Origin of the sequence: Pseudomonas sp. D3, from assembly GCF_029320995.1 — a bacterium.
Lineage (GTDB): Bacteria > Pseudomonadota > Gammaproteobacteria > Pseudomonadales > Pseudomonadaceae > Aquipseudomonas > Aquipseudomonas paraveronii.
Map to the genome: position 1 here is coordinate 3,683,926 of NZ_CP119772.1, position 26,914 is coordinate 3,710,839.

At 60.2% G+C, this 26,914-nt stretch carries 24 protein-coding genes and 2 pseudogenes; 13 read left to right on the forward strand and 13 right to left on the reverse strand.

The window, feature by feature from the left end:
- Positions 1-6 precede the first annotated feature (6 nt).
- Entirely contained in the window at positions 7-1,311 is a 1,305-nt protein-coding gene (gene efeB, locus P3S72_RS16725) for an iron uptake transporter deferrochelatase/peroxidase subunit (protein WP_276193185.1), read from the forward strand.
- A gap of 15 nt (positions 1,312-1,326) precedes the next feature.
- Positions 1,327-2,145: an iron uptake system protein EfeO gene (gene efeO / locus P3S72_RS16730; protein ID WP_276193186.1), complete on the forward strand. Its 819-nt coding sequence runs from the start codon at positions 1,327-1,329 to the stop codon at positions 2,143-2,145.
- Here the strand turns inward: efeO and P3S72_RS16735 are convergent.
- Positions 2,142-5,492 carry a hypothetical protein gene (locus P3S72_RS16735; RefSeq protein WP_276193188.1) on the reverse strand — a complete coding sequence of 1,117 codons (3,351 nt, stop codon included), beginning with the start codon at positions 5,490-5,492 and terminating at the stop codon, positions 2,142-2,144. The two genes, efeO and P3S72_RS16735, sit on opposite strands and share 4 nt — an antisense overlap.
- Positions 5,493-5,738: 246 nt before the next feature.
- Positions 5,739-7,082 carry a CDP-diacylglycerol--serine O-phosphatidyltransferase gene (pssA, locus tag P3S72_RS16740; protein WP_276193189.1) on the reverse strand — a complete coding sequence of 448 codons (1,344 nt, stop codon included), beginning with the start codon at positions 7,080-7,082 and terminating at the stop codon, positions 5,739-5,741.
- A gap of 124 nt (positions 7,083-7,206) precedes the next feature.
- Here pssA and P3S72_RS16745 point away from each other — a divergent pair, with 124 nt between their 5' ends.
- Together P3S72_RS16745 and P3S72_RS16750 are read left to right on the forward strand one after the other, a co-directional pair.
- Positions 7,207-7,770: a TetR/AcrR family transcriptional regulator gene (locus P3S72_RS16745; protein ID WP_276193190.1), complete on the forward strand. Its 564-nt coding sequence runs from the start codon at positions 7,207-7,209 to the stop codon at positions 7,768-7,770.
- Positions 7,771-7,823: 53 nt separating this feature from the next.
- Entirely contained in the window at positions 7,824-8,303 is a 480-nt protein-coding gene (locus P3S72_RS16750; protein ID WP_276193191.1) for a nuclear transport factor 2 family protein, read from the forward strand.
- A 36-nt stretch (positions 8,304-8,339) separates the two neighbouring features.
- On the opposite strand, the gene P3S72_RS16755 is transcribed toward P3S72_RS16750, so the two are convergent.
- Together P3S72_RS16755 and P3S72_RS16760 are read right to left on the reverse strand one after the other, a co-directional pair.
- On the reverse strand, positions 8,340-9,497 hold the full coding sequence (locus P3S72_RS16755; RefSeq protein WP_276193192.1) for a PQQ-dependent sugar dehydrogenase: 1,158 nt from the start codon (positions 9,495-9,497) through the stop codon (positions 8,340-8,342).
- 22 nt (positions 9,498-9,519) lie between these two features.
- Positions 9,520-9,837 (reverse strand): hypothetical protein, encoded by a 318-nt coding sequence (locus tag P3S72_RS16760; RefSeq protein WP_276193193.1) that lies wholly within the window; start codon positions 9,835-9,837, stop codon positions 9,520-9,522.
- A 237-nt stretch (positions 9,838-10,074) separates the two neighbouring features.
- Here P3S72_RS16760 and P3S72_RS16765 point away from each other — a divergent pair.
- A pseudogene (locus tag P3S72_RS16765) lies at positions 10,075-10,560 on the forward strand (DNA polymerase ligase N-terminal domain-containing protein); the annotation flags it as partial.
- 64 nt (positions 10,561-10,624) lie between these two features.
- The gene (locus P3S72_RS16770) at positions 10,625-10,768 is read left to right on the forward strand and encodes a hypothetical protein (RefSeq protein WP_276193195.1); all 144 of its coding nucleotides are present in this window, start codon (positions 10,625-10,627) and stop codon (positions 10,766-10,768) included.
- Between the two features lie 18 nt (positions 10,769-10,786).
- Here the strand turns inward: P3S72_RS16770 and lpxO are convergent, their stop codons facing one another.
- Both lpxO and P3S72_RS16780 read right to left on the reverse strand, forming a co-directional pair.
- Complete coding sequence (lpxO, locus tag P3S72_RS16775; RefSeq protein WP_276193196.1) at positions 10,787-11,686, reverse strand: lipid A hydroxylase LpxO; 900 nt, start codon at positions 11,684-11,686, stop codon at positions 10,787-10,789.
- A gap of 260 nt (positions 11,687-11,946) precedes the next feature.
- Complete coding sequence (locus tag P3S72_RS16780; RefSeq protein ID WP_276193197.1) at positions 11,947-13,290, reverse strand: Wzz/FepE/Etk N-terminal domain-containing protein; 1,344 nt, start codon at positions 13,288-13,290, stop codon at positions 11,947-11,949.
- 381 nt (positions 13,291-13,671) lie between these two features.
- Here P3S72_RS16780 and P3S72_RS16785 point away from each other — a divergent pair, with 381 nt between their 5' ends.
- The gene (locus tag P3S72_RS16785; protein WP_276193198.1) at positions 13,672-14,058 is read left to right on the forward strand and encodes a TIGR03067 domain-containing protein; all 387 of its coding nucleotides are present in this window, start codon (positions 13,672-13,674) and stop codon (positions 14,056-14,058) included.
- Positions 14,059-14,186: 128 nt separating this feature from the next.
- Here the strand turns inward: P3S72_RS16785 and P3S72_RS16790 are convergent, their stop codons facing one another.
- Together P3S72_RS16790 and P3S72_RS16795 are read right to left on the reverse strand one after the other, a co-directional pair.
- Positions 14,187-15,392, reverse strand: a complete 1,206-nt coding sequence (locus tag P3S72_RS16790) for an ISL3 family transposase (RefSeq protein WP_276192863.1) — start codon at positions 15,390-15,392, stop codon at positions 14,187-14,189.
- A 119-nt stretch (positions 15,393-15,511) separates the two neighbouring features.
- A complete protein-coding gene (locus tag P3S72_RS16795) occupies positions 15,512-16,324 on the reverse strand; it encodes a class I SAM-dependent methyltransferase (RefSeq protein ID WP_276193199.1) in 813 nt (270 codons plus the stop codon).
- Positions 16,325-16,478: 154 nt separating this feature from the next.
- On the opposite strand from P3S72_RS16795, the gene P3S72_RS16800 reads away from it, so the two are divergent.
- On the forward strand, positions 16,479-17,717 hold the full coding sequence (locus P3S72_RS16800) for an MFS transporter (RefSeq protein WP_276193200.1): 1,239 nt from the start codon (positions 16,479-16,481) through the stop codon (positions 17,715-17,717).
- Positions 17,718-18,044: 327 nt separating this feature from the next.
- On the opposite strand, the gene P3S72_RS16805 is transcribed toward P3S72_RS16800, so the two are convergent.
- Positions 18,045-18,464: a hypothetical protein gene (locus P3S72_RS16805; protein ID WP_276193201.1), complete on the reverse strand. Its 420-nt coding sequence runs from the start codon at positions 18,462-18,464 to the stop codon at positions 18,045-18,047.
- Between the two features lie 560 nt (positions 18,465-19,024).
- On the opposite strand from P3S72_RS16805, the pseudogene P3S72_RS16810 reads away from it, so the two are divergent.
- The 3 genes and pseudogenes from P3S72_RS16810 to P3S72_RS16820 all read left to right on the forward strand — a co-directional run.
- A pseudogene (locus tag P3S72_RS16810) lies at positions 19,025-19,347 on the forward strand (site-specific integrase); the annotation flags it as partial.
- Positions 19,348-19,367: 20 nt separating this feature from the next.
- The gene (locus P3S72_RS16815; protein WP_276193202.1) at positions 19,368-20,954 is read left to right on the forward strand and encodes an ABC-F family ATPase; all 1,587 of its coding nucleotides are present in this window, start codon (positions 19,368-19,370) and stop codon (positions 20,952-20,954) included.
- A gap of 164 nt (positions 20,955-21,118) precedes the next feature.
- A complete protein-coding gene (locus P3S72_RS16820) occupies positions 21,119-22,294 on the forward strand; it encodes an MFS transporter (RefSeq protein WP_276193203.1) in 1,176 nt (391 codons plus the stop codon).
- On the opposite strand, the gene P3S72_RS16825 is transcribed toward P3S72_RS16820, so the two are convergent.
- On the reverse strand, positions 22,288-23,325 hold the full coding sequence (locus P3S72_RS16825; protein ID WP_276193204.1) for a dienelactone hydrolase: 1,038 nt from the start codon (positions 23,323-23,325) through the stop codon (positions 22,288-22,290). The genes P3S72_RS16820 and P3S72_RS16825 overlap by 7 nt on opposite strands.
- Positions 23,326-23,554: 229 nt before the next feature.
- Positions 23,555-24,166 (reverse strand): FMN-dependent NADH-azoreductase, encoded by a 612-nt coding sequence (locus tag P3S72_RS16830; RefSeq protein WP_276193205.1) that lies wholly within the window; start codon positions 24,164-24,166, stop codon positions 23,555-23,557.
- A gap of 124 nt (positions 24,167-24,290) precedes the next feature.
- Here P3S72_RS16830 and P3S72_RS16835 point away from each other — a divergent pair, with 124 nt between their 5' ends.
- Positions 24,291-25,199, forward strand: coding sequence for a LysR substrate-binding domain-containing protein (locus tag P3S72_RS16835; protein ID WP_276193206.1), 909 nt, complete (start codon positions 24,291-24,293; stop codon positions 25,197-25,199).
- Complete coding sequence (locus P3S72_RS16840) at positions 25,196-25,552, forward strand: MmcQ/YjbR family DNA-binding protein (RefSeq protein ID WP_276193207.1); 357 nt, start codon at positions 25,196-25,198, stop codon at positions 25,550-25,552. Before P3S72_RS16835 ends, P3S72_RS16840 begins: the two co-directional genes overlap by 4 nt.
- Here P3S72_RS16840 and P3S72_RS16845 read toward each other — a convergent pair.
- Positions 25,541-25,924 (reverse strand): DUF1294 domain-containing protein, encoded by a 384-nt coding sequence (locus P3S72_RS16845; protein ID WP_276193208.1) that lies wholly within the window; start codon positions 25,922-25,924, stop codon positions 25,541-25,543. The genes P3S72_RS16840 and P3S72_RS16845 overlap by 12 nt on opposite strands.
- A complete protein-coding gene (locus P3S72_RS16850; protein ID WP_247396937.1) occupies positions 25,921-26,751 on the reverse strand; it encodes an undecaprenyl-diphosphate phosphatase in 831 nt (276 codons plus the stop codon). Before P3S72_RS16850 ends, P3S72_RS16845 begins: the two co-directional genes overlap by 4 nt.
- Between the last annotated feature and the right edge of the window lie 163 nt (positions 26,752-26,914).

A 26,914-nucleotide genomic window follows, 5' to 3' on the forward strand; every position in this document is an offset into this window, starting at 1 on the left:
GCACACATGAGTGATTCACAGCCGTTAGACCTTCAACGCCGCCGCGTCCTGCTGGGCATGGCCGCCACCGGCGCCGCGATTGCCGGCAGCACCTTGAGCTGCCCGGCCATGGCCGCTGCCGCCGAGCAAGTGACCACCGCACCGCGCAGCGACAAGACCCAGGACCATCACGATTTTTTCGGCAAGCACCAGAGCGGCATCGTCACCCCGCGTCCGGCCTGCGGCATGCTGGTGGCCTTCGATGTCCTGGCCAGTGATCGCGCCGACTTGGAGCGGTTGTTCCGCACCCTCAACGAACGCATCAGCTTCCTGATGACGGGCGGCAGCGTGCCGCAGGTCGACCCGAAACTGCCGCCCACCGATTCGGGCATCCTCGGCCCGGTGGTCACGCCGGATAACCTGACCATCACCGTATCGGTCGGCGAATCGCTGTTCGATGAGCGTTTCGGTCTCAGCGCCGTCAAGCCCAAGCGCCTGATCCGCATGCTCGGCTTCCCCAACGATGCCTTGGAAGCGGCGCAGTGCCACGGCGACCTGAGCCTGCAATTTTGCTCCAACACCCCGGACACCAATATCCACGCCCTGCGCGACATCGTGAAAAACCTGCCCGACCTGCTGCTGGTGCGCTGGAAGCAGGAAGGCAGCGTGCCGCCGCAGGCGCCCGCCCGCCCCGGCGAGCCCGCGCAGAGTGCGCGCAACTTCCTGGGTTTTCGTGACGGTTCGGCCAACCCGAATTCCAACGACGCCAAGACCATGGACCAGATTGTCTGGGTGCAGCCCGGCAGCGACGAGCCGGCCTGGGCCGCCAATGGCAGCTACCAGGCGGTGCGGATCATTCGCAATTTTGTCGAGCGTTGGGACCGCACGCCGCTGCAGGAACAGGAAAGCATCATCGGCCGCATCAAGCCCACCGGCGCGCCCATGGGTGGCCAGCACGAAGCCCAAGTGCCCGATTACAGCACAGACCCGCAAGGCAAGCTGACCAAGCTCGATGCGCATATCCGCCTGGCCAACCCGCGCACCCCGCAGACCCAGGCCAACCTGATCCTGCGCCGGCCGTTCAACTACTCCAACGGCGTCAACAAAAACGGTCAGCTCGACATGGGGCTGCTGTTTATCTGCTACCAGGCTGACCTGGAGAAAGGTTTTATCAGCGTACAAACCCGGCTCAACGGCGAGCCCCTGGAGGAGTACCTCAAGCCAGTCGGCGGCGGGTATTTCTTCACCTTGCCGGGTGCGACGGGACCGAAGGATTTCATCGGGCGCACGCTACTTGCTGCAACGCACGTTCAACCTCCTGCCAACACTTAAAGCGGAAACCGTCCCATGAAGAAGTCGACTCTCGCACTGTCGTTGTTAATCACCCTCTCGCCCCTGGCTGCCTTCGCCGCCACGGCGCCGCTGGACCTGGTAGGCCCGGTGTCGGACTACAAGATCTACGTCACCGAACAAATCGCTGAGCTGGCGACCCAGACCCAGGCGTTCACCGACGCAGTGAAAAAAGGCGACCTGGCCACCGCCAAGAAGCTGTATGCGCCGACCCGCGTACATTATGAGGCCATCGAGCCGATCGCCGAGCTGTTCAGCGACCTCGATGCCTCTATCGATTCGCGTGTCGACGACCACGAAAAAGGCGTGAAGGCCGATGATTTCACCGGTTTTCACCGTATCGAGTACAGCCTGTTCGCCGAGAACACCACCCAAGGCCTCGGCGCCCTGGCCGACGGCCTGAACAAAGACGTCAAAGACCTGCAGGCCCGGGTCGCCGGCCTGACCTTCCCGCCAGAAAAAGTCGTGGGCGGTGCCGCAGCCCTGCTCGAAGAAGTCGCCGCCACCAAGATCTCAGGCGAGGAAGACCGCTACAGCCACACTGACCTGTATGACTTCCAGGGCAACATCGACGGTGCGAAGAAAATCGTCGATCTGTTCCGCGGCCAGATCGAGAAACAGGACAAGGCCTTCCTGGCCAAGGTCGACAAAAACTTCGCCAGCGTGGACAAGATCCTGGCCAAGTACAAGACCGCGGATGGCGGCTTCCAGACCTATGACAAGGTCAAGGAAAACGACCGCAAAGCCCTGGTGGGCCCGGTCAATACCCTGGCGGAAGACCTGTCGACCCTGCGCGGCAAACTCGGCCTGAATTAAGCCATTGAGGCCTCGCCCAACCGTCGGTACCCGTCCAGCGGTGTACCGACCGCCAAGCCGTTCTGCGGATTGACCGCGTACCAATGCTCGCCCGCCTGCACCGCTCGAACCGGCACGCCATGATTGTGCCCTTGATGAGCTGTGGCCTGCGGCGAGCCATTGGGGGTCGCCGTGGAACGATCCAACGCCGCTCGCACGCCAAAGAAGGCGCGGAGCTTTTCCTGCGCCACAAGCATGTTCGCGAACGCCGAGACATTCGGCGCGTGGCTCAACACATGGGGCAAGGCGAGCACGCCTTTTGCACCATTGACCAGCAGATCGGCAGCGCCATCGATCGGATTCAAAAACGCGCTGACCACGGTCACCCCCTTTTCCGCCACGCGAAAAGCCTTGGCGCCAAAGGGCGCAACCGCCTTTGTGGATTTGACCAACGCGCGCACCGACGCCCCTGCGCCGCCTAGAAACGCGCCGACAGTATCGATCAACAACCCCCGCGTGCCCTCGATGATATTGCCCTTGGCCAGGTCCACGACGGCCCCGACAAACGGAATCATACTCAGCAAAATGCTGTCGTTGCGTTGCGACACTTCCCGCTGTTGCTCAAGGGGCAATTGGCCCTGGGCATACTTGAGCACACTGTCGCGGTGATGAATGAAATTGCCCTGCATGATCCGGTCGACAATCGCTTGGCTGCGCGGCGACGCAAAGCTGTTCGGGACCGCCGCCTGGACGCTGCCATCTGCGGACGCAGGGGCGGCCGGCAAGGTGTCACCCAACCGGTCGATAATGATGCCGGGGGACGACACGCCCGACCGGGGCAAGGCGTCGCAGGTGTAGGCGGTGAAATCGAACGGTTCCACTGCGCCATTTTGCAACCGAACCGTCGAGGGCGCCCAACGCCCATAGGTTCGCTGCGTCTCCTGGAGGGTGCCACCCAGCGTCAGTTGGTCGGGCAAATCCTCACGCTTAACGATCAGCATCTTGGCCGGGAACACTTCAAAGTAGCTGATCACCCCGTTGTAGTCACAGCGGATCAGCGTGCCTTTGCGCCCTCGGCGCTCTTCGATTTGCGCAGATGTCTGATCCAGCGTGGGCACCCCGTCGACGTGTTCGCGCAGGGCAAACAGCTCGACGGTGCCATATTCCAGGGCCTGGCGATCAGCCAGGGGCAAGTTCGCAAGCATCCTTTTGGTGGTGGTGCCCAACCCTTGCTTGAGCTTCCCCAGGTAGGTGTCGACTTCACTCGCCACTTGCCCCGGCAGACTCGGCAAGCGGTTGATCTTGGCATTCAAGGCGCGCACGTTTTTTACGATGGCGGCTTGTTCGGCGCGGCTGGGGCGTGCGTTTGAAAAGGGCGTTCTTGCGCCGCCAACGACGCCAGGAATGTCTGCGTCCAGCAACATCCAGCGGTCTCTGACCAGATCGCCGGTCATATAAGTCTCGATCAGCGAACGGGTTTTGGGTTCCGACACCTTCATGTTACGGCGCTCGTCCGGGTCCGCAATGTGGACCTTCAACGCTTGCAACTGTGGGCCGCTGAGCGCCGGGAAAACCTTCTGCAAATTTGCAGTCGCCTGATCCCGGCGTGTCGGCAGCGGTGCCTTGAACGTCATTAGGGCTTGCAGCAGTTGCTCGCGCTGGGCCTGAAAGGCTTCGCGGGCTTGCTGGTAGTGCTGCCCTGTATAGCAACCATCTGCCGTCTTGGCGTAGATCCCCTGCATCAGGCCCCAGTCCAGCAATACATCGACACCGTGGTTATCCAATACGGCCGCCTCGTGCGCATTGCGCGGATCCAACCGGGCAAGCGCCATGACCTCCTGGTAACTCATCGCGCGCGAGCTCCCGGTGCCGCCTTGACGCTCGGCAAAGGTCACCCCCAGGCGCAAGTCCGCCCATTCTGCGGAGCCCATGCGCAGCGCGGATGGAACATCCCGAAGCAGAAACTCGGGGGCGGCAGCGGCCAGAAACAGGTGCGCTAACAGGGGCGCGACCTTGGGGTCCAGCGCGGTTTTTTTCCACAGGTGCGTTTCGATATCGGTGCGCACCGAGGCCAGCGTCCGGCCATTGTTGGCAGGTTGATAGATGTCATAACCAGCAACCGTCCCGGGGCGCCCCGGGGCGTCGGGATCAATTTGCAGCATGATGGCCGCCAGCACCCACTGCTTGGCTTCGAGCGTCGAGAGTTGATCGGCGCCGGACGCGCCCTGGAAATCTCGGTTACGCGCCACGGCCCTGCCCCAGTTCAACACCACGGGGCTGCTCAGGACCTCGTCAAGGAAGCGATCGGCGTCAGCACGCAAGGTGCCGGCGGTGTTGAGCGCAAGCACCCCGCGGATATCCAGGACACGCAACAGGTTCAGCGCAGGCTTATTGCCAGGAGTGTCGTCATCGCTCAACTCAGCCACGAAACGTTTATCGGCGTCGGACAATACCCCAGGAGCCCACTGGCGCGTGATCAATGGCGCGTAATCGCCCAGGGCCGGCGCCGGCGGCAGCGCAGCGTCGAGCCAGCGCAGGATATTGCGCACCTCCCGCGCCGTCTTCGGCACCGGCAATCCATGGGACGCCAGCACCTCGCTGACCGCCGCCTTGTCGGCGCCGTCAATCGCCAGCGACGAGGTGTAGCTGATCGGCGTTTGCACGCCGGACAGCAGCACCTCGTCCTCATCGGATAGGTGACGCACGAGGTCACTCAAGCTGCCCGCTAGATGCACACGTTCGTCCATGACGTCGATGGCTTTTCTGGCGGTCAGGGTGCGTTGTTCCAGACGCCCTTTTACCTGCGCCGACAAGGCTGACCAGTCCGCTGTCGAAAGTGCCTGGCGTACCGCCCCCAGTTCATCGGCAGTGTTCGGCGGGGTGACGCCGTACCCGTGCAAGACCGCGTTGCGCGACAAGCCTTCGCTCTCTGGATGCACATACGCGAGCCCGTTGCCGGTCACATCCAAGGCGGCTGCCGCAGCGCGCAACCTGGCGCTGACCTGCCACCAGCCGGACGTGTCGCTCAACGTGAAGGTCTTTTGTGTCGCTACGCCGTTATCGACGACCCAACCACTGATCGAGTCCGGTTTCACCACGACGGTATCAAGGCTCAGCCCTTTGCTGGTGATCCAGGCCCGCATTTGGGCAGTATTGAAGGCACTGCGCAGGGCATCGAAACCTGCATAAATCGTGGCGCCATGGGGAATCGGGACGGTCGAGTCCGGCAACTGACGCAAGGCCGAGGAAATCAACGCGGTGTGTAACTGACGATCGGCATCCGCCGACGTTACCGGCGCCGGCGGCAAGGTCCATTGTGGGCCCGTAATGGCCGGTAGATCGGGCGCCGCCGCGCGTCGGGTGCGCACAACAGTCTCGGGGACAGGGCCGCTAATCGGCGCTGGCGCGACAGTCAGCGACGGCACATTTGAGGGATGGGCATGAAGAATTGGGGAGACGGGTGACATTTCTAGTTCCTCTCTACCAGTGAATGGCAAGAGTTCTTGTCCTTAAGAACTGTCGAGAGAAAACATACCCGCCTGGGTCACAGTTGCGTGTAGGCGAACTCTCAAGGCTTTGAAGGCAGCAAGAGAGTTCGTTGCGCGATCCCCGTGTTACAGAATGCGATACAGCAACCGCTCAATCCGCACCCGGCTGACGCGACGCAGGAATTTGCCGACCGCTTGCGGGTAATCCACCAGGGTCTGTAACTGCTGATAACCGTCGATGCGCGTGGTGTGCTGGAAAATCTGCGCCAGCTCGGTCCGTCGTGGCTCCAGCCACTCGCTCTTGGGATCATCGATCAACAAGGCGTTTTCCAGATCAAGACGGAACGCGCGCGGGTTGAGGTTGTTGCCGGTCAGCAACGTATAACGCTGGTCGACCCACATGCCTTTGAGGTGGTAGGTGTTGTCGCCGTCATGCCACAGATGCAGGTTCAACTGGCCGCTGTCGATCATCGGCTGATGGCGCTTGGCGAAGCGGCGCAGGCTGATTTCGTAAAGGTACGGCAGGGCCGCAATCACCTTGAACGGCTCGCTCGGCGGGATGTAGAAGTCGTTGGCCGTCTTGTCGCCGACGATGATGTCGATCTTCACCCCGCGCGCCAGGGCGCGGTTGATTTCCCGGGTCACCGGCAGCGGCAGGTTGAAGTACGGCGTGCAAATGGTCAGTTGGTGCTGGGCGCTGGCGATCAGTTCGAGGATCACCCGGCTCAAGGGGTTGTTCTTACCGACACCGAGCAAGGGGCTGACCGACAGGTGGCCGTTGGGCAACAGGCCGGTCGTGGTGTCGTAGGCAGCGTGCTTGAGGCGACTGCGCAGGTCGCCGATATCATTGCGCAGGCTGCGGGTGGTCGGCGGGTTGGGCAAGTCGAGGCGATGCACCGCCTTGGACGCGATCAGCCCGTGCTCCACCAGGTGTTGCATCGAATCCGCCAGCGGTGCGTTGTGGATCAGGTGGTAACGGTCGAAGCGGTACTTGTCGAACTTGTGCAAATACACGTTGTTCAGGCTGGCGCCGCTGTACAGCACGCTGTCATCGATCACAAAGCCCTTGAGGTGCAATACGCCGAACAGTTCGCGGGTCTGCACCGGCACGCCGTACACCGGCACCTCAGTGGCATGGCTTTGGGTCATGGCCTGGTACCAGGCGCTGTTGCCCGGCTGTTTACCGGCGCCGATCAACCCGCGCTGAGCGCGCAGCCAATCGACCACCACCACGATGTCCAGCTCCGGGCGTGCCGCCTTGGCCGCGTGCAAGGCGTCGTAGATCTCCTGCCCTGCCTCGTCCTGCTGCAAGTAAAGCGCGACGATGTAGATACGCCGGGTGGCCTGGGGAATTTTCTCCAGCAGGCAACGGCGAAACTCAGCGGCGCCGGACAGCACCTCAATCGCCTCGGTGGAGAGTGGGAAACCGCGCAGTTTGGGCAACAGAGAACGTTTGAAGAACGACGGCATAAGGTTCGCAATGGGTCGAATCCGAAGAGGTCCAGAGCTTACACCATGGGGGTGCTCAGGTCTCGTTGTGCGGCATGGAAAATACCGATTGACCAAGAAGAACGATCGTTCTACTGTTCTCGGCATGAACGATATAAATCACAACGAAACCCGCGACATCATTCTCGACGTTACCGAAAAGTTGATCTATCGCCATGGCATCGCTGCCACCGGCATGGACCTCCTGGTGAAAACCGCCGGTGTCTCGAGAAAAAGCATCTACCGCTATTTCGCCAATAAAGACGAACTGGTCATCGCCGCCTTGCAACGTCGCGACGCGCGCTGGATGCACTGGCTGCGCACCGAGGTGGAACGCAGTGAAGACAGCGGCGAGCGCCTGCTCGCACTGTTCAGCGCACTCAAGGCCTGGTTCGGTTCGGCGGACTTTCGCGGCTGCGCGTTCATCAATACCAGCGGCGAAACCGGCAACCCGCAACACCCGGTACGCCTGCTGGCGAAGGCGCATAAACACAGACTCTGCGAGTACCTGCTCGAACTGTGTCAAGCCCATGGCACGCCCGACCCGCAACAGCAGGCCGCGCAACTGCTGATCCTGATCGATGGCGCGATTACCGTGGCCTTGGTGACGGGCGATGCAACTGCGGCGGATACGGCGCAATGCATGGCACGAACGGTATTGGGACTTTAAACCCACAGGCCTCGCACTTTCGATCAACTTTTATTGTTTTAAGGAGCTGCCTAATGCCATCCCAAGCAGAAACACGCCCGCCCCTGCCGCCGTTTTCCCGCGAGTCGGCCATCGAAAAAGTCCGCCTGGCCGAAGACGGCTGGAACTCCCGCGACCCGCATCGGGTGTCCCTGGCTTATACCCTGGACACGAAGTGGCGTAACCGCGCCGAATTTGCCTACAGCCGTGAACAAGCCAAAGACTTCCTCAGCCGCAAATGGGCCAAGGAGTTGGATTACCGGTTGATCAAGGAGTTGTGGGCGTTCAGCGATAACCGCATCGCGGTGCGCTATGCCTACGAATGGCATGACGACTCCGGCAACTGGTTCCGCTCCTACGGCAATGAAAACTGGGAGTTCGACGAGCACGGCTTGATGGCCAACCGCTTTGCCTGCATTAACGACATGCCGATCAAGGCCAGCGAGCGCAAGTTCCACTGGCCGCTGGGGCGGCGCCCGGATGATCATCCGGGGCTGTCGGAGTTGGGACTCTAACCTGTAGCCGCAAGCGTGAAGCTTGCGGCTTATTGCTCAATCCTGGTTCAAGCCCACTCGATACAACACCCCATCATCCTCATCGGTCAACACATACAAAAAGCCATCCGGCCCCTGCCGCACGTCGCGAATCCGCGCATTCAAGCCGCCCAGCAAGCGTTCTTCATGGATCGCCTTGTCGCCATCGAACTGCAGGCGAATCAGCTCCTGGCTCGCCAGTGCGCCAATGAACAGATTGTGCTGCCACGCCTTGAAGCGGTCTGCATCGTAGAACGCCATGCCACTGATTGCCGGGGATTTCTCCCAGACGTGGTGTGGCGCCACAGTGCCTTCAACCGCCTTGCCCTTGGCCTCGGGGATCGGCGTCAGCGAATAATTGATACCGTGGGTCGCCAAGGGCCAGCCGTAGTTCTTGCCGCGCTCGATGATGTTGATTTCATCGCCGCCACGCGGCCCGTGCTCGTTTTCCCAGAGCGTACCGCTCCACGGATTCAGCGCCAGGCCCTGCGGGTTGCGCTGGCCGTAGGACCAGATTTCGGGGCGCACGCCCGGTTGGCCGACAAAGGGGTTGTCATCCGGCACGCGGCCGTCCGGGTAGATCCGCACCACCTTGCCTTGCAGCTTGTCCAGGTCCTGGGCGGTGGGCCGGTCGTTGTTTTCACCCAGGCTGACAAACAGATAGCCGTCACGGTCAAAGGCCAGGCGCGAGCCGAAGTGATTGCCGGTGGAGAGCTTGGGCTCCTGGCGCAGGATCACCTTGAAGTCGTGCAAACCGCTCAGGTCATCCGCCAACCGCCCGCGGCCAACCGCGGTGCCAGCCGTGCCGCCCTCACCGCCACCTTCGGCATACGACAGGTACACCAGGCGGTCCTGCTTGAAGTCCGGCGACAGCGCCACATCGAGCAATCCGCCCTGGCCCTTGGCCCAGACCTGCGGCACACCGGTCAGCGGTGCAGACAACTTGCCGTCCGGGCTGACGACCCGCAGGTGGCCGGGACGCTCGGTGACGAGAAAGCCTTGTTTGTCCGGCAAAAACGCCACAGCCCATGGGTGATCCAGGCCTATGGCGATCGGCGTGGCGCTGATGCTGCCTTGTTCACTGGGAAATTGCTGGGCCTGGGCGGCATACACCGTCGTCAGCGACAATAAGGTGCTTGCGCAACACGCGGCGAGCATGGTTTTGCGTAGAAACATAAGACGGGGTCCTTACCGGCACTCAAGGCCGGCGATTGCCGTTGGCGTCAACCGCGGGGGCTTTGGTTTCGGTCGCGGGGCGGCTGGGCACGGCCTCGCGTTGCGGATAGCGATTGCCGATGCCGCCGTTTTCCAGGGTCGGCGTGCGCGTGGCCGGCCCGGTCTGGATGCCGCGAACCGCCGGCGCATTGGGCTGGGTGCCCTGCATACTGTTGGGATTGGCGCGGTGGATCGGGCTATTGTTGGCGTCATTGCTGCCGGGCAGGTTTTGCGCCTGGACACTGGCGCAAAGCACCAGGCCTAGCGCCAACGCTGCAAGATGTCGCACACGGGTGTTCATGACAAAGCCTCTTAGGACGAGGAATACGTGCTTTCGATACCACGCTACGCTTTGGGTTCGGCTTTGGTAACTAAATAGTTTCTCATCAGATGTAACTGGTTCTGTCTGGGTATCCGCCCGCCGAAACTTTCGCCGAGCCCTGCGAGTCAACGGAACACAGCCTTTACTCAAGACAACATCATGGTTCTGGTTATGAAGAAGGCCAAAGCAGGCAAGATCGAAGACGTGGAATCCAGCGAAGCGCGCAAGCCTGCGCTGACGTTCGTGGTCCAGAAGCACGACGCGCGCAATCTGCACTACGATTTTCGCCTGGAACTCGATGGGGTACTCAAGAGCTGGGCCGTGCCCAAGGGTCCCAGCCTCGACCCCAGCCAGAAACGCCTCGCGGTGCAGGTCGAAGACCACCCCTTGAGCTACGGCAGTTTCGAAGGCCGCATTCCGGCCGGCCAATACGGCGCCGGCGATGTGATCGTCTGGGACCGCGGCATTTGGCAACCCCACGACGACCCACACACCACCTACGCCGCCGGCAAACTGGAATTCACCCTCGTCGGCGAAAAGCTCTCAGGCGACTGGGTCCTGGTACGCACCCACCTCAAAGGCAACGGCGACAAGGAACAGTGGCTGCTGATCAAGGAAAAGGACCGGCACGCCCGCCCGGCCAGCGACTACGACATCACCGAAGCCCAGCCCCTGAGCGTGCTCAGCGGTACCTGCGTGGGGAACGCCAGGCCCACGCCCGGGCCTGCCGGTGTCGGTGCCGTTCAGTCGCGATGAGTTGAAGGGATTGCGTGGCGCCCAGCAGTGGACGGTCGCCAACCTGCAACAGCGGTTGCAGGGTTTGAAGGAGAACCCGTGGGCGGGTTATGCCAATCGGCAGAAGCTCAGCAAGAAGACGTGGGACACGTTGGGCGCGACGCCACCGCAGTGAGTCGCGCCGCTTCGAGCCTCAGATCAGGATGAAGATCAGCGCAAACACCGCGAAGATCGCCCACTTTTCCAGGTAGTAGCGCGTGCGATTGCGCTTCTTGAGTTCCTTGCCGCGCAGGCGGATTTTGTACAAGCGGGTAAACGCACGGTTCAGGCCGCCGGTCTTGTCGCCTGCGTCGTTGGGCGAGCCTGCAGCCGCCACGACAGTGCGGCTGAACCAGCGATTGAACGCGGCCGCCCAGCGGTACTTCATCGGCCGCTCGACGTCACAGAACAGAATGATGCGGTTTTTCTGGGTGGCGTTTTCCGCGTAGTGGATATAGGTCTCGTCGAACATCACCGGCTCGCCATCACGCCAGGAGTAGTTCTCGCCATCCACATTGATGTAGCACCCCGGATCGTTGGGGGTGTCCAGGCCCAGGTGGTAGCGATAGGAGCCGGCGTAAGGGTCACGGTGGCGCACCAGCTTGGAGCCCGGTGGCAGCTCCGCGAACATCGCGGCCTTGACCGAGCCAATGCTCTGCAGCAACTCGGTGGTGCGCGGGCACAGCTTCATCGCCGAGGGGTGGCTGTCGCCGTACCATTTCAGATAAAAGCGCTTCCAGCCAGACTTGAAGAACGAGTTGAAACCCACGTCGTCGTATCGGTCCGAACGCTTGATCGCGCCCGCCTGCATCAGATTCCGGGCTTCCTCGCGAATTTCTTCCCAATGCTCCTGCAGTGGACTCAGGTCTGGGAAGTCGCTGGGTGAGAGATACGGTCGGCTGCGCAGCTTGGAGAACAGGTAGAGAAAACAGTTGACGGGCGCCAGGAACGTGGAGTGATCGCTAAGCTGGCGGCTCAGTTTATGCCGCACCCGGCCACGCAGGTGGACATACGCAATGGAGGTAACGTAGAGGACAACAATGATAAGTTTCAATGGATTTGGTCACAAGTCAGAAGAAAACCGGCTGCTCCTGCGTGCCCACAACGGCCGAGGTTGGATAGCAGCACATGAAATCACAATTCAAATACAGGCGGCACGACCGACGGATAACCGTCCGGCACATAGCCATCACCTAATATTTAGCCACAGTTTGTAACAAAACGTTAACTAAGAATTGTGAAAAGCTGTCTACTGATTGTATTTGGAGGGGGACATGCGGGCTTGTCATGGGACAAGCCCTCTCGCGTTAAACGTTACAGCAGCGGCTGGTCATCCTTGCGCTCACGACGGGAAAAACGCCCGTCTTCCAAGGTCGAACAAGGTAAGGTTTCGCGCCGGGCCAGCACAAAATGGCGGACCAGTGCGACGAGCAAGCCGAGGATTAACCCCGCGACCAGGCTCAAGGCGATCACCAAGGTTTTTTTCGGTTTGATCGGCGCCAACGGCTCTTGGGCGCGGCGGTCGACGGTGACCAGCTTGAGGTTGCTCATGTCGATGTTGAGGTTGCGCAAGCGCGCAACTTCGGCACGAAGCGGTTCAACATCCTGCAGGAATATGTCTTCATTCCCACGCTTGCGCAGCACCTCAACCTCACGGTTGACCTCCAGCAGTTGCAACTCCTTGCCGATCTCGGCGACGCGAGGGTTGGTGAAGTCGTCACTGGTCCGCTGTTGTAGCGCAACGCGCTCGGCTTCAAGGGCTTCGGTGCCGAGGAAGTAGAGCGGGATCTTCTGGTTGTTGACTTCGGTACGCATCACCTGGCTCGAGCCCCCTCGCGAAGCATCAGCCATGGAAGACGGCGTAGTCGGTGTCTTGATCCCCATGGACTTGGCGATGGCAATGGCTTCCGACAATTCCGCCAGGCGGTTGTTACGCTCCATTTTCATCTGCAGGCGCAGGGCACTGAGCTCATCTTGCAACTGGGCGCGCTTGAGGCGGTCATCTTCCAACAACTTAGCGATCTTCGATTCCTTATCGGTATCGTAGTTGGCGCGCGCGGCGTCAATCTTGCCTTTGAGTTCATTCAGGCGGTTATTGACGATCACCTTGAGGTCTGCACCGACCTGTTCGCGCTCCGCCGCAATGGCGTAGTCGACAAAGCCGTTCAGAATCGCCACACCGTCCACATCGGCCGGATACTGCAACTCCAGTCGGATATAACTGCTCAACGAGTCGGCCTTCTTCGGGTCCGGCAGAATCAAGTTGACCGAGTTGCGGTTGAAGTCTTCAAAAGACTGCTCCAGGCTTTGCCCAGGTTTCTGGAACGCGGTGAACAATTGCTCATGGGATTTGAAAAAGCCCAGCCTCGCCTCATAAGAGTCCAACTGCGCGCCCACTTTCGACAACGCATCGGCCGGTGGCAGTTTGTAGACTTCGGAACGGTTCAATGCATCCAGTTCGTTGATCGCCGCCGGGCGCAAGACACTGCTGACCTCATATGTGCGCGGCGCCAGGAAGGCATAGCCGACTCCAAGCACGCCTGCCAGAACCGTACACCCCACTACCCGTTTTTTTTGCTGCCAAATCGAGTGAAACAGTTCAAGCAGGTCGATTTCATCTGAAGAGCTAGAAGCAGTATGCGGGGACGTTCGATTCAAAATGAAAGCACCTTAAAAATGATACTAAACGGCCATCACCGCCAAAAACCTGAAAATCAAGTAAAGGATCAGGGACAACGCCCTGAAGCCCACAGAGCAGGCCTACCAATTGCTATCTGACCACTCAGCCGGACGAAAAATCCCACGCAATTAAAGTTTGTTTCCCTTCAAAAGCGATCATTGCCACCGGCGTTCATCGAGTAGGAATATTCTTGTCACAAGAGTAGTCAAAAGTTTGTTAAATAGCTGCTGGCGCACGAAAAAATCGAGATAAAAGCCTGATAACACGACAATTCCGACAGATAAACCTGTGCATACCGGGCTTTTTCTGACCATTCGGTCGCGCTATCACCTATTAAGCCTCAACAAAAAGGAATTTGTATGACATCTATTTCCGACCCGGACTACCACGCCCTGCAGGGCACATGGGAGCAGATCGCGCTCGAAGACAGCGGCGTGCTCAACCCTCCCGACGCCCACAGCGCGCCCGGTGCAGTCACCATCATTACCGGCGACCACTTTGAAGTGCTCACCATTGATGGCGAGCGGCTATTGGCCGGCCGATTCTTCCTGGACAGCGCCACCCACCCCAAAAGCATCACGTGGATCGATGCCATGGGTGACGACGCGGGCAAGGCACTGCCGGCCAGCTACCGCCTGGAAGGAGACGAATTTGTGTTCATTGCAGCAGATGAAGGCATGCCGCGACCGTGGGTATTCAGCACCGGCCCCGGGCAGACAATGCGTACATTCGTGCGTCGATCCTGAGCCCCGCGCCCATCTGAACTTGCCATGGGATTTTCACAAGACCTTCACTTTCGGGTCTATAGGGTGAAGCCTACCTACTCCAGTGAATCCCTTGGCCCGCCTCCCCCGGTGGGCTTTTTTTTGGTTCTTCACGGATTACCGGGAAAGACGCTCTTGATCTTCATGAAAAAGAATTCGCTATCCCGGTAACCATACGCCATACGCTTGATCACCTTTATTCGATTGTTTATTCCTTCCAACTGACCGGTGTGCATTGGCCAGCGAACCCGACTGACGATGCCTCGCCAGTAACCCTTTAGTCTTTTGGCAAACTGCATCAGGGCAGGTATCTCGCTTTCATGGGCGTGACGCAGCCATTGGTTCCAAGCTGATCTCCAGTCCCAGGCGGTGCTCGGCGTCCAGAGCGTTTTGAGTTCAGCCTTCATTAAATAGACCGTCATCAGCGACTGGTTGGCCGCCAGCAGATCCTGCAAATGAACCTGTTGCTCTGGGTTTTTCAGGTTCTCAGGATTGCGCAGCAGTAACCATCGCGCCTGCTTGATGACTTTGCGTGCAGGCCTGTCATGGCGCAGTCGATTGGCTTCGTCGACACGAACCCGGTCAATTACCTCTCGACCATATTTGGCCACCACATGAAAGAGGTCGTAGACCACTCGCGCTTTGGGGCAGTGGTGACGAACCTCCAGATCAAAAGCGGTGTTCATGTCCATCGCCACCGCTTCGATTAGCGCGCAGCCCTCGGGCCCCAGCTCTTCAAAAAAGGGTCTAACCGCCGCCCGACTACGGCCTTCGCCGATCCACAGCACCCGTCGCGTATCCGCATCCAGGACAACGGTGGCATAACGATGACCTTTGAAGAGTGCGAACTCGTCCATGACCAAGCGTCGCGGTTTCGCCTTTGGCAAAACGCTTAATGCTGCTTGCAGGGCTCGACGCTCCAGTAAACGAACGGTCTCCCAATGCAGGCCAAACATCTGCGCCACGTGCAGCGTTGGAAGGCGCTCGCACGCTTGAATGACGGCCTCTGCCAGGCGCCGGGTCATGCGGGCATAGCGATCCAGCCAACTAACGGCCTCCATACGCTTGCCACAATCGCGGCAACCAACGCGCCGGAGCAAAACGCTCAAGCGCACCGCATGGCCGAGAATAGGCAAATCACGAATGATGCGCTCGCAATACTCATGAGTGGTTGAGCAGAGCTTTTGACAGCCGCCACAACATGGGAACCGGGTGGCATGGGGGATCAGGTCGATCTGAAGGGCATCGCCGTCAGGCTTGATGTTGACGACAGAAAAGCCCTCCCAAAAGGGAAGGAAAGTATTAATATCTCGCATAAGAACGCCGGTTTGTTAGATGTGTTTGCTCGCACGAACATCATCAACCAAATCGGCGTTCTTGTTTCTGTGTTTCCCGAGATTCCGTGAAGAACCTTTTTTTTTGCGCGACAGGCAGTTCAGGGAAGGCGCTTGGTCGCCGTCAGGGTAAAACACAGCGGCAACTGGGCCGCCTGATCCTCGTACTGGTCATAGAGTTCTTCGCGATTTGAATGCGGGTACTCTTGCAGATGACCGATCTGCAACCCCGCCGCAATCGCTGCGCTGACCACGCAGCCCAGCGTGTGTACAAACCAGTAGGACGTCGGCCCCTCGACAGCGCCCAGCCCTTCATAGACGATCGACTCTTGCAGCACAAAAGGCTCACGCTGGAAGTACGAACTGGCCGGCAGCAGCGGATTGGCCGCCAGTGGGTCGAACACTTCCAGGAACGGGTGGGTTTCGTACATCACCAGGGTGCCGCCGGGCTTCAGCGTTGTGGCGACCTGGCGCATGAACAGCGCTACATCCGGCATCCAGCCCAATACACCGATGGTGACCAAGGCGATATCGAAGCGTGCATGCAGGCGCTCGGGCAGATGGTGGATATCGGTTTCGATGAACTCCGGGCTGTGGGGTGAACGCACGGCCAGTTCCTGGGCCTGCTGGAGAAAGGCGCTGGATTGATCCACGCCCACTACCGCGCGTGCGCCCAGGCCGAATAACGACAAGCTTTCGCGCCCGTTGTTACAGCACAGTTGCACCACATCCTTGCCGGCAACACCGACGTCTTGCAGCAAGGCGGTGAGGGTCCGATCCAGACACGAAAAACCCGGCTCGGCGACCGAGTCCAGCAGCGCCCTCCAGGTATCCGTGTCTTTGTGCAGTCTGGCGGATTCGTCCCAGGCGTGCTTGTTGCTGGCAATCGCCTGCTGGGCTGAGGGCATGTCCATTGCTTCTCCAGAGAGTCAGTTACAGCGAGCTATGGAAAGTAAGCCAATTGCCTGTCAGATGAAACCCTCGGAGGGGGCGAACTTATTTCGAGGCCCGTAGGTCATTACCCCATCGAATGTTCAGTCCCTAAACACGCCGCGCGCGAAGATCACCATGCCCCATCATTCTGACCTGCGTACCACTTTGTCCCTGGATAGCCTGAATTTCTTTCTGGCGGATGTCCGCGATGGCCTCGGCCCTTACCTGGCGATTTACTTGTTGGCGGTACATAAATGGGACCCAGCCAGCATCGGCGTGGTCATGACCCTGGCAGGCATCGCGGCCCTGTTGGCCCAAGGCCCGGCGGGCGCGCTGATCGATCGAACACGCCGTAAACGTGCAGTGATCGCGGTTGCCGCGTTACTGGTGACCGCCAGTTGCCTGGTACTGCCCTACGTCAGCACATTCGGTTGGGTGGCGCTGACCCAGGCGGCCAGCGCCGTCGCCGCTTCCGTGTTCGCCCCAGCGATTTCGGCGATCTCCCTAGGCATCACCGGGCCGCGCGCCTTCACTCGCCGTACCGGACGCAACGAAACGTTCAACCACGCCGGCAATGCCGTGGCCGCCCTGTTGGCGGGCGGGCTGGCTTATCTATTCGGGCCGGTGGTGGTGTTTTACCTGATGGCGTTTATGGCGCTCGCCAGTATCGTCGCGGTCTGCTGCGTATCGGCGGCGACCATCGACCATGAAGTCGCCCGCGGCTTCGACCCCGCCCACCACAGCGACCATGAGCAGCCTTTCGGGCTGAAGGCGCTACTGGCTAACCGCCCGCTGCTGATGTTCGCCATCTGTTGCGCGCTGTTTCACCTGGCCAATGCGGCAATGCTGCCGCTGGTCAGTCAGAAGCTTTCACAGATCGACCTGCAAATGGCCACGCCGCTGACCTCGGCCTGCATCGTCGCCGCACAATTGGTGATGGTGCCGATGGCCTGGCTGGTGGGGGCCAAGGCGGACGTGTGGGGGCGCAAGCCGTTGCTGCTGGCCGGCTTCATGATTCTGCCACTGCGCGGCGTGCTCTATACGGTGTCCAGCGACCCTTATTGGCTGGTGGCAGTGCAGATGCTCGACGGCATCGGCGCCGGCATTTTCGGCGCGCTGTTCCCGGTGATCGTCAAGGACCTGACTCAGGGCACCGGGCGCTTCAACGTCAGCCTGGGCGCGCTGTCCACAGTGTTTGGCCTGGGTGCGGCACTGAGCAGCAGCCTGGCCGGCTTTGTGGTGCAACAGGCCGGTTACAACGCCGCCTTCCTGACCCTCGCCTGCGTCGCGACGCTGGCATTGGCGCTGTTATGGCTGGCCATGCCGGAGACGTTGGAGAAACCATCTTTCGCGTGCCACACCCGTGTCGCCTGAGGCATTTGCGCTCTCAACTCTGCTCTACCGCAGGTATGGAGCAACGAAGTTCTCATCCAAAACCCTTCAAGGCCCAGGTTGTTCCGGAACGCCTGCAACCGAGCGCGACGACGCTATCGAGCGTCGCCATTCGCCACGGCATCAGACGGCCAACGGTGTGCGGGCGCTTACGAAGAGGGTGCCAAGCGCTGGCTGAACCTCTTATCGCGCCGGCAATGTTTCCGTGAAGGACGTTTTCACGCACACACAACCGGGGAGCGCAACTACAGAGCTGCTCGCGCATAAGTGCGTGCCTTTTTGAATCAGCAATGAGTGTTGCGCTTACCCTCAAGCAGTAGTGTTGACCACCGATCCGGAGCTTTGGCCACCTTCAGCGGTTACGGCCTGCAGCAAAGCAGCGGTCGCTGTCTGCAACGCAGCCGAAGTGGCCGCAATCTGCGATTGCGCCGATGCTGCAGAAGCGGCTTTGGCTTCAGCACTTTGGTTGCTGGACTGTACCTTCTGCAAAGCTTGCTGCTGCTGTTGAAGTTGCTTCTGTAGCTTCTGAATTTGTTTCTTCAGCTCTTTTACGGTATCGGATTGCTGGGTGCCCGAGGCAGACTGCCCACCAGCGCCCGCTGTGGTTTTAGCGTTCGCTGAGGAGCTAGCGGCCGTGCTGCTTGAAGCGGCAGGCTTGGTGCTGTCGCCGCTGATGCTAGCCGCTTGAGCCATTGGTACCGAGGATGAGCTGTTAATATTAACAATCATGTTACACACCCGATCATAGTGTAGAGATACAAGTATATCGGCCACTCCGCTGAATACTTGAATGTGGCGTTTCGCTGTTCTGGCGCTAACCCATCGCTACGGCTTAATTTTTCAGATCATTACGGGCTCCAGGTTCGCGTTCCCAGTGATGCTGCCGCGCAGAAAGTCGCCCTGACTGCCCGTAACATCTCCCAAGAACGGGCACTCGGCACCCGGTTCGTTATGAGTGAAGCGCACGGTACTGGCGGCGGGCCCCACTATGGCCGTAGGTGCGCAACCTATCAGTCCAAGCAATACGGTGGACAAACTGGCACTAATGAGGATACGCAGGAGGTGCATGGACATGGTTCCTGTCTTACCAAAATGAGGCTGCCCTTTTGGATAACCTGCTAGGGCTTTAAGCCTGTGCAGTATCAAATTTTGCTGGAACAGGAACTGTATTAATAAGTAGTTTTTGCTTGTGAATCTGTAAACAATGGCTGTACGAACGAAGGCACCATTCCCGCCCTCACGGCGCCCTCCCCCCAAATAAGCGAAGCGTGCGGATGTGTGCTCGGACGATGCTTGAAACACCGTTGATTTTCCCGCCGTCGACGCATTCGGAGTACGTGAGTCAGACGGCCGACCTACGCAGCGATGGATTCCAACACCCAAAGCGTTGAACATCCGTCGTCGACCGCCATACAACTGTCGTCACACCTATGCGACAATATGCATTATGTCTGGCATGAACCCCGCCTTCATTTCCCAGCAGCTCGGCCATAGCGTGCAGATGCTGCTCTCGACTTATGCGCGCTGGATCAACCCAAGCTCGGACTGGAGCGAATCGGAAGAGCTCCAGATTGGTCCCAAATTGGTCCCAGCTCAAATAAGCGCACCCTAAGCTATTGATAGGTAAAGTAATTGATCTCCACAGCTAACATCACCATGCAGTTCGGCGCCAAGCCGCTCTTCGAGAATGTCTCGGTCAAATTCGGCGCCGGCAACCGTTATGGTTTGATCGGTGCCAACGGTTGCGGCAAGTCGACCTTCATGAAAATCCTCGGTGGCGACCTGGATCCGTCCGGTGGCCAGGTCATGCTGGAGCCGAATGTGCGCCTGGGCAAACTGCGCCAGGACCAGTTCGCCTACGAAGAATTCACCGTGCTCGACACCGTGATCATGGGCCACGAAGAGCTGTGGAAGGTCAAGGCCGAGCGCGACCGTATCTACTCGCTGCCGGAAATGAGCGAAGAAGATGGCATGGCCGTGGCCGAGCTGGAAACCGAATTCGCCGAGATGGACGGCTACACCGCCGAATCCCGCGCCGGTGAACTGCTGCTGGGCCTGGGTATTCCCCTGGAACAGCACTTCGGCCCGATGAGTGAAGTCTCCCCAGGCTGGAAACTGCGCGTGTTGCTGGCCCAGGCGCTGTTCTCCGACCCTGAAGTGCTGTTGCTCGACGAACCGACCAACCACCTGGACATCAACACCATCCGCTGGCTGGAAAACATCCTGACCCAGCGCTCCAGCCTGATGATCATCATCTCTCACGACCGTCACTTCCTGAACAGCGTGTGCACCCACATGGCTGACCTGGACTACGGCGAGTTGCGCCTGTTCCCGGGCAACTACGACGAGTACATGACCGTGGCGACCCAGTCCCGCGAGCAACTGCTATCGGACAACGCCAAGAAAAAGGCGCAGATCTCCGAACTGCAATCCTTCGTCAGCCGTTTCTCGGCCAACGCCTCGAAAGCCAAGCAGGCCACTTCCCGTGCCAAGGCGATCGACAAGATCCAACTGGCCGAGGTCAAGCCTTCGAGCCGCGTGAGCCCGTTCATCCGTTTCGAACAAACCAAAAAGCTGCACCGCCAGGCGGTCATCATCGATCGCATGGCCAAAGGCTTCGACGGCAAGCCGCTGTTCAAGGACTTCAGCTTTCAGGTTGAAGCTGGCGAGCGCGTGGCGATCATCGGCCCGAACGGTATCGGCAAGACCACCCTGCTGCGCACCCTGGTCAACGAACTGACGCCGGATGCCGGTAGCATCAAGTGGACCGACGCGGCCGAGCTGGGCTACTACGCCCAGGACCACGCCCACGACTTCGAAAACGACATGAGCCTGTTCGACTGGATGGGCCAGTGGGCACAGGGCGAGCAAGTGATCCGCGGCACCTTGGGCCGCATGCTGTTTTCCAACGACGAGATCCTCAAATCGGTCAAGGTCATCTCCGGTGGTGAGCAAGGTCGCATGCTCTTCGGCAAGCTGATCCTGCAAAAGCCGAACGTGCTGATCATGGACGAACCGACCAACCACTTGGACATGGAATCCATCGAAGCGCTGAACCTGGCGCTGGAAAACTACCCAGGCACGCTGATCTTCGTCAGCCACGACCGCGAGTTCGTATCGTCCCTGGCCACCCGCATCATCGAGTTGAGCGCCAGCGGCGTGATCGACTTCAGCGGCACCTACGACGATTACCTGCGCACCCAAGGCGTGGTGTTTTAAGCACAGCGATTAGCTGTTAGCGCCAAGCAGCAAGAAAAAGCCCCGTCCACTGTGATGGGGCTTTTTGTATCTGTACGGGTCAGCCGGCTTAATACTTAGCCTGCTTTCTTTTCTCCCAAGCCCTTGCGATGATGCCCTCACCGCCCTCCCGCGAACGAGTGCTCATGTCTGCCGCCGCCCCCAGCTCAGTGTCGATCACCCTGCAGATCGTCTCCATCGTCTTCTATAGCTTCATCGCCTTTCTCTGCATCGGCCTACCGATCGCGGTGATCCCGGGCTACGTGCATGAGCAACTGGGCTTCAGTGCGGTGGTGGCCGGGATGACCATCGGTTCGCAATACCTGGCCACCCTGCTCAGTCGCCCCATGGCCGGGCGCATGTCCGATACCGTGGGCACCAAACGTGCGATCGTGCTGGGCCTGGCGGGCATCTTGGTCAGCGGCCTATTGACGTTGCTTGCGACACTGCTGCAAAGCCTGCCGCTGTTGAGCCTGGGCATCCTGATCGTCGGTCGTTTGTTGCTCGGCGTGGCCCAGGGCCTGATTGGCGTAGGCACCATCAGCTGGTGCATGGGCCAGGTCGGTGCCGAGCACACGGCGCGCTCGATTTCCTGGAACGGTATCGCGTCCTACGGCGCCATCGCGATTGGCGCGCCGCTGGGGGTGGTGATGGTCGCCGAATATGGCTACAGCAGCCTCGGTATCGCCCTGTCGGTGTTGGCGGCGTTGGGCCTGGTGCTGATCCGAAATAAACCATCGGTGCCGGTGGTGCGCGGCGAGCGCTTGCCGTTCTGGGCGGTGTTCGGCCGTATCGCACCGTTTGGCGCCAGCCTGTGCCTGGCGTCCATCGGCTATGGCACCCTGACCACCTTTATCACCCTGTACTACCTCAATCGCGGCTGGAAAGGCGCAGCCTATTGCCTGACGGTATTTGGCGTGTGCTTTATCGTTTCGCGCCTGGTGTTTATCTCAGCCATCAGCCGCTTTGGCGGCTTCAGGGCGGCGATTGCCTGCATGGTCATCGAGACCCTGGGCCTGACGCTGTTGTGGCTCGCGCCGTCTACCGGCGTGGCGTTGGTCGGCGCAGGGCTGACGGGCTTTGGTTTATCCCTGGTGTACCCGGCGCTGGGCGTGGAAGCGATCAAGCAAGTGCCCAGCAGCAGCCGTGGCGCCGGGTTGAGTGCATACGCCGTGTTTTTCGACCTGGCCCTGGCGATTGCCGGGCCATTGATGGGCGCGGTGGCGTTGAACCTCGGCTACGGCTGGATCTTCTTCTGCGCGGCGCTGCTGTCGCTCACTGCGTTGGGCGTGACCTTGCTGCTCAAGCGTCGCGCTTACTGATCCGCCGTTTGCAAGCCGGCACGGGTGGACCGCCCGAGGGTCTGAGTGAAAAAGCGCCCGGCTTCGGAGCTCAGATCGCGGTGAATGCCTTCGCGGTCGACGCCATCGGCATCGGTGCAGATCGCCGGCATCAGCGCCAGTTGAGCGCTGTCGCAGGGCGCCATGAACACGAAATGCCCGGCCCCGGCCAGCAGCTTGAAGTCCGGCGGCTCGGGCAGCTTGCGCGCCAAAGCGGCGGCGTTCTTGTCCACAGCCACCAGCTTGTCGCCATCACCGCTATAGAGCAGCACCGGCACGTGGACGTCGGCCAGGGTGTGGCGGCCGAACATCAAACTCAGCGGCGCCATCAACATCAACGCGTGAATGCGCGGATCGGCTTGTGGCTGCAGGTCATCACGGTCCACCACCAGTTCGCCTTTGGTGGTGCAGGCGTCGCGATCTTCCGGACGTTCCTGGCAATAGCGGCGCAGGCGCGCGAAATCGGGCTTGGCTCCCGCCAGGATCAACGCGGTTTCGCCACCGGCCGAATAGCCGATGACACCTACCTGGTCGACGTTGACGAACGGTGACAGCATCGGGTCGCCCAGGGTCGCGGTGATCGCTTCGGAAATCTGGATCGGCCGCCCATACAAGTTGCTCACCGTGCCCAGGCGGCTGTGATCCTTGTAGTTGTCGCCGGGGTGCAGCACCGCCACCACCACAAAACCCTTGCGTGCCAGGGAGGTCGCCAGGTCATGCAGGGCCAGCGGCGTACCGGTGTTGCCATGGGACAGCATCAGCATCGGGAAACGGCCGATAGCGATCTTCGAATCTTCCGTCGCCTCCACATGATAGCCACCCACCCGGGTGGTGTGCTCAAGGTCGGTGGACGGATAGAACGCGATGGCTTTCATCGGCTGCAGATCCAGCGGGTCGAGAAAACTCATGCGGTGAAAGCCCACACTCCAATGCGGGTGCGGCGCAGGGGCAGCGTGCACTGAAACCAGGCTACCGAGCAGGGAAAGAACCAAAACAGCACAAAGACGCATCATGAGGATGTCCACCTTTGCTGCGCGATAACCGGCATGTCTATTTAAGATGTCCATGGTTCTGGGTACTCGCACCGAGTGATAAACCCATGCGTGCATAACCTGGGCCAAAGTATAGACAGCGCGTCAACGAAAAAACTCCGTACTCCGGTCGCGTTCAGGCGAGCAGAATACAGAGTTTAGGCGCCCGGCTTCAGATTGAAACCGAGCAACAGCGAAATTTACACAAGCCTTACGCGGCGGCGAACAATTGTTCGTTGATGACAACGTTGGCGTCGCTCAGGGACTTGCTGCGGAACTCATCGCCATACGCCAGGCCGTGGGCGCGGACGAATTCGATGTCGGTGATACCGAGGAAGCCCAGCATCACTTTCAAGTATTCCTCGTGGGCCACGCCCGTTGCCTGGCCAACATGCAGGCCACCGGAAGTGGAGGCGATGATGACTTTCTTGTTGCCGCACAGGCCTTCCGGGCCGGCTTCGGTGTAGCGGAAGGTCTGGCCGGCCACGGCAATGCGGTCGATCCAGGCTTTGAGCTGGGACGGGATGGTGAAGTTGTACATCGGCGCGGCCAGGACCACGGCGTCGGCGGCGAGGAATTCAGCCAGGGTCGACGCGCTGAGGTCGGCTTCGCGCTGCTGCGCAGCGTCGCGCAATTCGGCTGGCGTGCCCAATGCAGCCAAGGTGGCGCCAGAGAAGTGGTTGATGCCTTCGTTGGCCAGGTCACGGTAAGTCACTTCCACACCCGGCTCGGCCGCTTGCCAGGCCTTGACCACGCCGGCACTGAGCTGGCGCGAAGCCGAGTTGTCGCCGAGGATGCTGGAATCGATATGCAACAGTTTCATGGGGAAGCTCCAAATAGGGTCAGCGGTGCGGATTAGATGGTGTTAAGCCTACGCATGAAACCAATAGCCGATAAGATAGTTAAAATGCGATAGTTCGTCCTATCGACAGGACAATAGGCCAGCCATGCAAGACCTCAATGACCTCTACTATTTCGCCAAAGTCGTGGAAGCCGGCGGCTTCGCGGCGGCCGGTCGCCTGCTGGGGATTCCCAAATCGCGGCTGTCGCGGCGCATTGCCGAGCTGGAAGCACGCCTTGGCGCGCGCCTGCTGCAACGCACCACCCGGCAACTGACCCTGACCGCCGTCGGCGAGCGTTATCTGCGCCATTGCCAGGCGATGCTGCTGGAAGCGGAAATGGCCGATGAGGCCGTCGCCAGCATGTCCAGCGAACCCCGTGGGCGGCTGCGGGTGAGCTGCCCGGTGGGCTTGGCCCAGAATATCCTGCCGGAGCTAGTCGTCGGTTTTCTCGCTGCCCACCCCCTGGTCCAGATGGAAATGACCCTGGTCAACCGTCGGGTCGACCTGGTGGCCGAGGGCATTGACGTGGCGTTGCGTGTGCGCGAGCTCGGCGACGAAGACCCTCTGCTGGTCACCAAGCGTCTGCGCCAGGCCCAGACGCTGCTGGTCGCCAGCCCGGACCTCATGCGTGGCCGACAAGTCGATAGTCTCGACGACCTCAAGCAATTGCCGGTGCTTGGCGCCTTGGAAGCCGACCGCATGGTCCACCTGCGCCTGCTCGATCCCCAAGGCAACGCCGAAGACCTGGTGATGGAAGCCCGCCTGGGCATCGATGATTTCATCGTGCGCAAAACCAGCGCACTCAAGGGCCTGGGCTTTACCGTGCTGCCGATGATGTACTGCGAAGAAGAGCTGGCCAGCGGCCAACTGGTGCAACTGCTGCCGCAATGGTCGCTGCCGGGGGGCTGGTTGCAGGCCGTGTACCCACATCGCCGTGGCGTGCTACCGGCGATTCGCGCCTGGATCGATTATCTGGAAGAAGGCTTTAATAGCTGTGGAGACCGCCTGTTATGAGCATGACCGAAGAACAAGTGGCGCACTTCTGCCTGAGCCTGCCCGGCGCGCGGGAGGACTACAAATGGGGTGGCGTGCGGGTGTTTTCGATTGCCGGCAACAAGATGTTCGCCGTGCAGAATCTACGAGGCGACTCGTTGGCGTTCAAGGTCGACAAGGAACTGTTCCTGGGCCATGTGGACCGGCCGGGCATCCACCCGGCGCCGTACCTGGCACGCGCGCAGTGGATCATCATGAACACGCCCTACCCGTTGGGCGCCGAGGAATTGCGTGGCCTGTTGCAGCGCTCCCACCAGTTGGTGGTGAGCAAGTTGCCCAAGCGCACGCAGATCGGGTTGTTGCTAGAGGACTGACCACAGCGTGCCGCTGAGGAACAACTGGTCAAGCCAAAACACCTGGTGCAACAGCACGATCACCCAGAACAGCACCTGATAAGACACCTTGCGCGTCTTGTGCCGGAACACCTGCTGGGCAATCAGCGCCCCCGGCCAACCGCCCGCCAGCTCGACGGCGTGCAGGATGTTTTCCGGGATGCGCCGAGCATCGGTGCGCGCCTTGCGCTTGTCGCTCCAGTACAGGAAAAACGCGATCACGCTGACCACGCCATAGGCCACCAGCGGCATCACGGTCTCGCCGCGATGCCACACCAATACCGAGCCCACTAACGGCGCCGCGCATAACAGCGCAAAGATCAGCGCCTTCAGGCGCGGGTGCTGAATCATCATGCCTTGGCCGCAGCCCAGTCGATCCAGCCGAACTGCCAGGTCGCCAGGATCAGCAAGCCGAATGCAATCCGATACCAGGCAAACGCTGCGTAGCTATGGCTGGCGATGAACTTGAGCAGGCCCTTGACCGCAATCATCGCGAAGATGAACGAGGTAACAAACCCGAGGGCGAACACTGGCAGGTCCGCCGGCTGGAACAGGTCGCGGTACTTATAGCCCGAGTACACCGCCGCACCGACCATGGTCGGCATGGCCAGGAAGAACGAAAACTCGGTGGCGGTCTTGCGCGACAGGCCGAACAGCAGGCCGCCGATGATGGTCGAGCCCGAGCGCGAGGTGCCCGGAATCATCGCCAGGCACTGGGCAAAGCCAACCTTGAGCGCGTCCTTCCAGGTGATCTCATCGACAGTTTCGGCATGCACTTCATGCTGGCGACGCTCCGCCCACAACATCACGATGCCGCCCAACACCAATGCAGTGGCGACGGTGATCGGGTTGAACAGGTAGTGGTGAATCAGGTCGGCGAAAATCACCCCCAGCACCACGGCCGGCAGGAACGCAATCAGCAGGTTGACGGTAAATCGCTGCGCATTGCGCTGGGTCGGCAAGCCGGTGACCACGTCGAGGATCTTGCGCCGAAACTCCCAGACCACCGCCAAAATCGCGCCGAGCTGAATGATGATATTGAACGCCATGGCGCGTTCGCCGCCAAAGTCGAGCAAGTCGGCGACGATAATCTGGTGGCCAGTACTGGAGATCGGCAGAAATTCAGTCAGCCCTTCTACCACGCCGAGTATCAACGCCTGTGCGGCGGTCCACAAATCCATACTTCCCCCAAAGGTCTTGCTCTACGGCAAGCCTCGTTAGTCTTTTTAATGATTCACTGACGATGAGCACACTAAAGGCCCGGTGTTGATATTCAACGCCGGTCTGCAAAAATTCCGTGAAAAATCAGGCAGTACTCAGGTTTTTCGATTTCAGGCCGAAAGC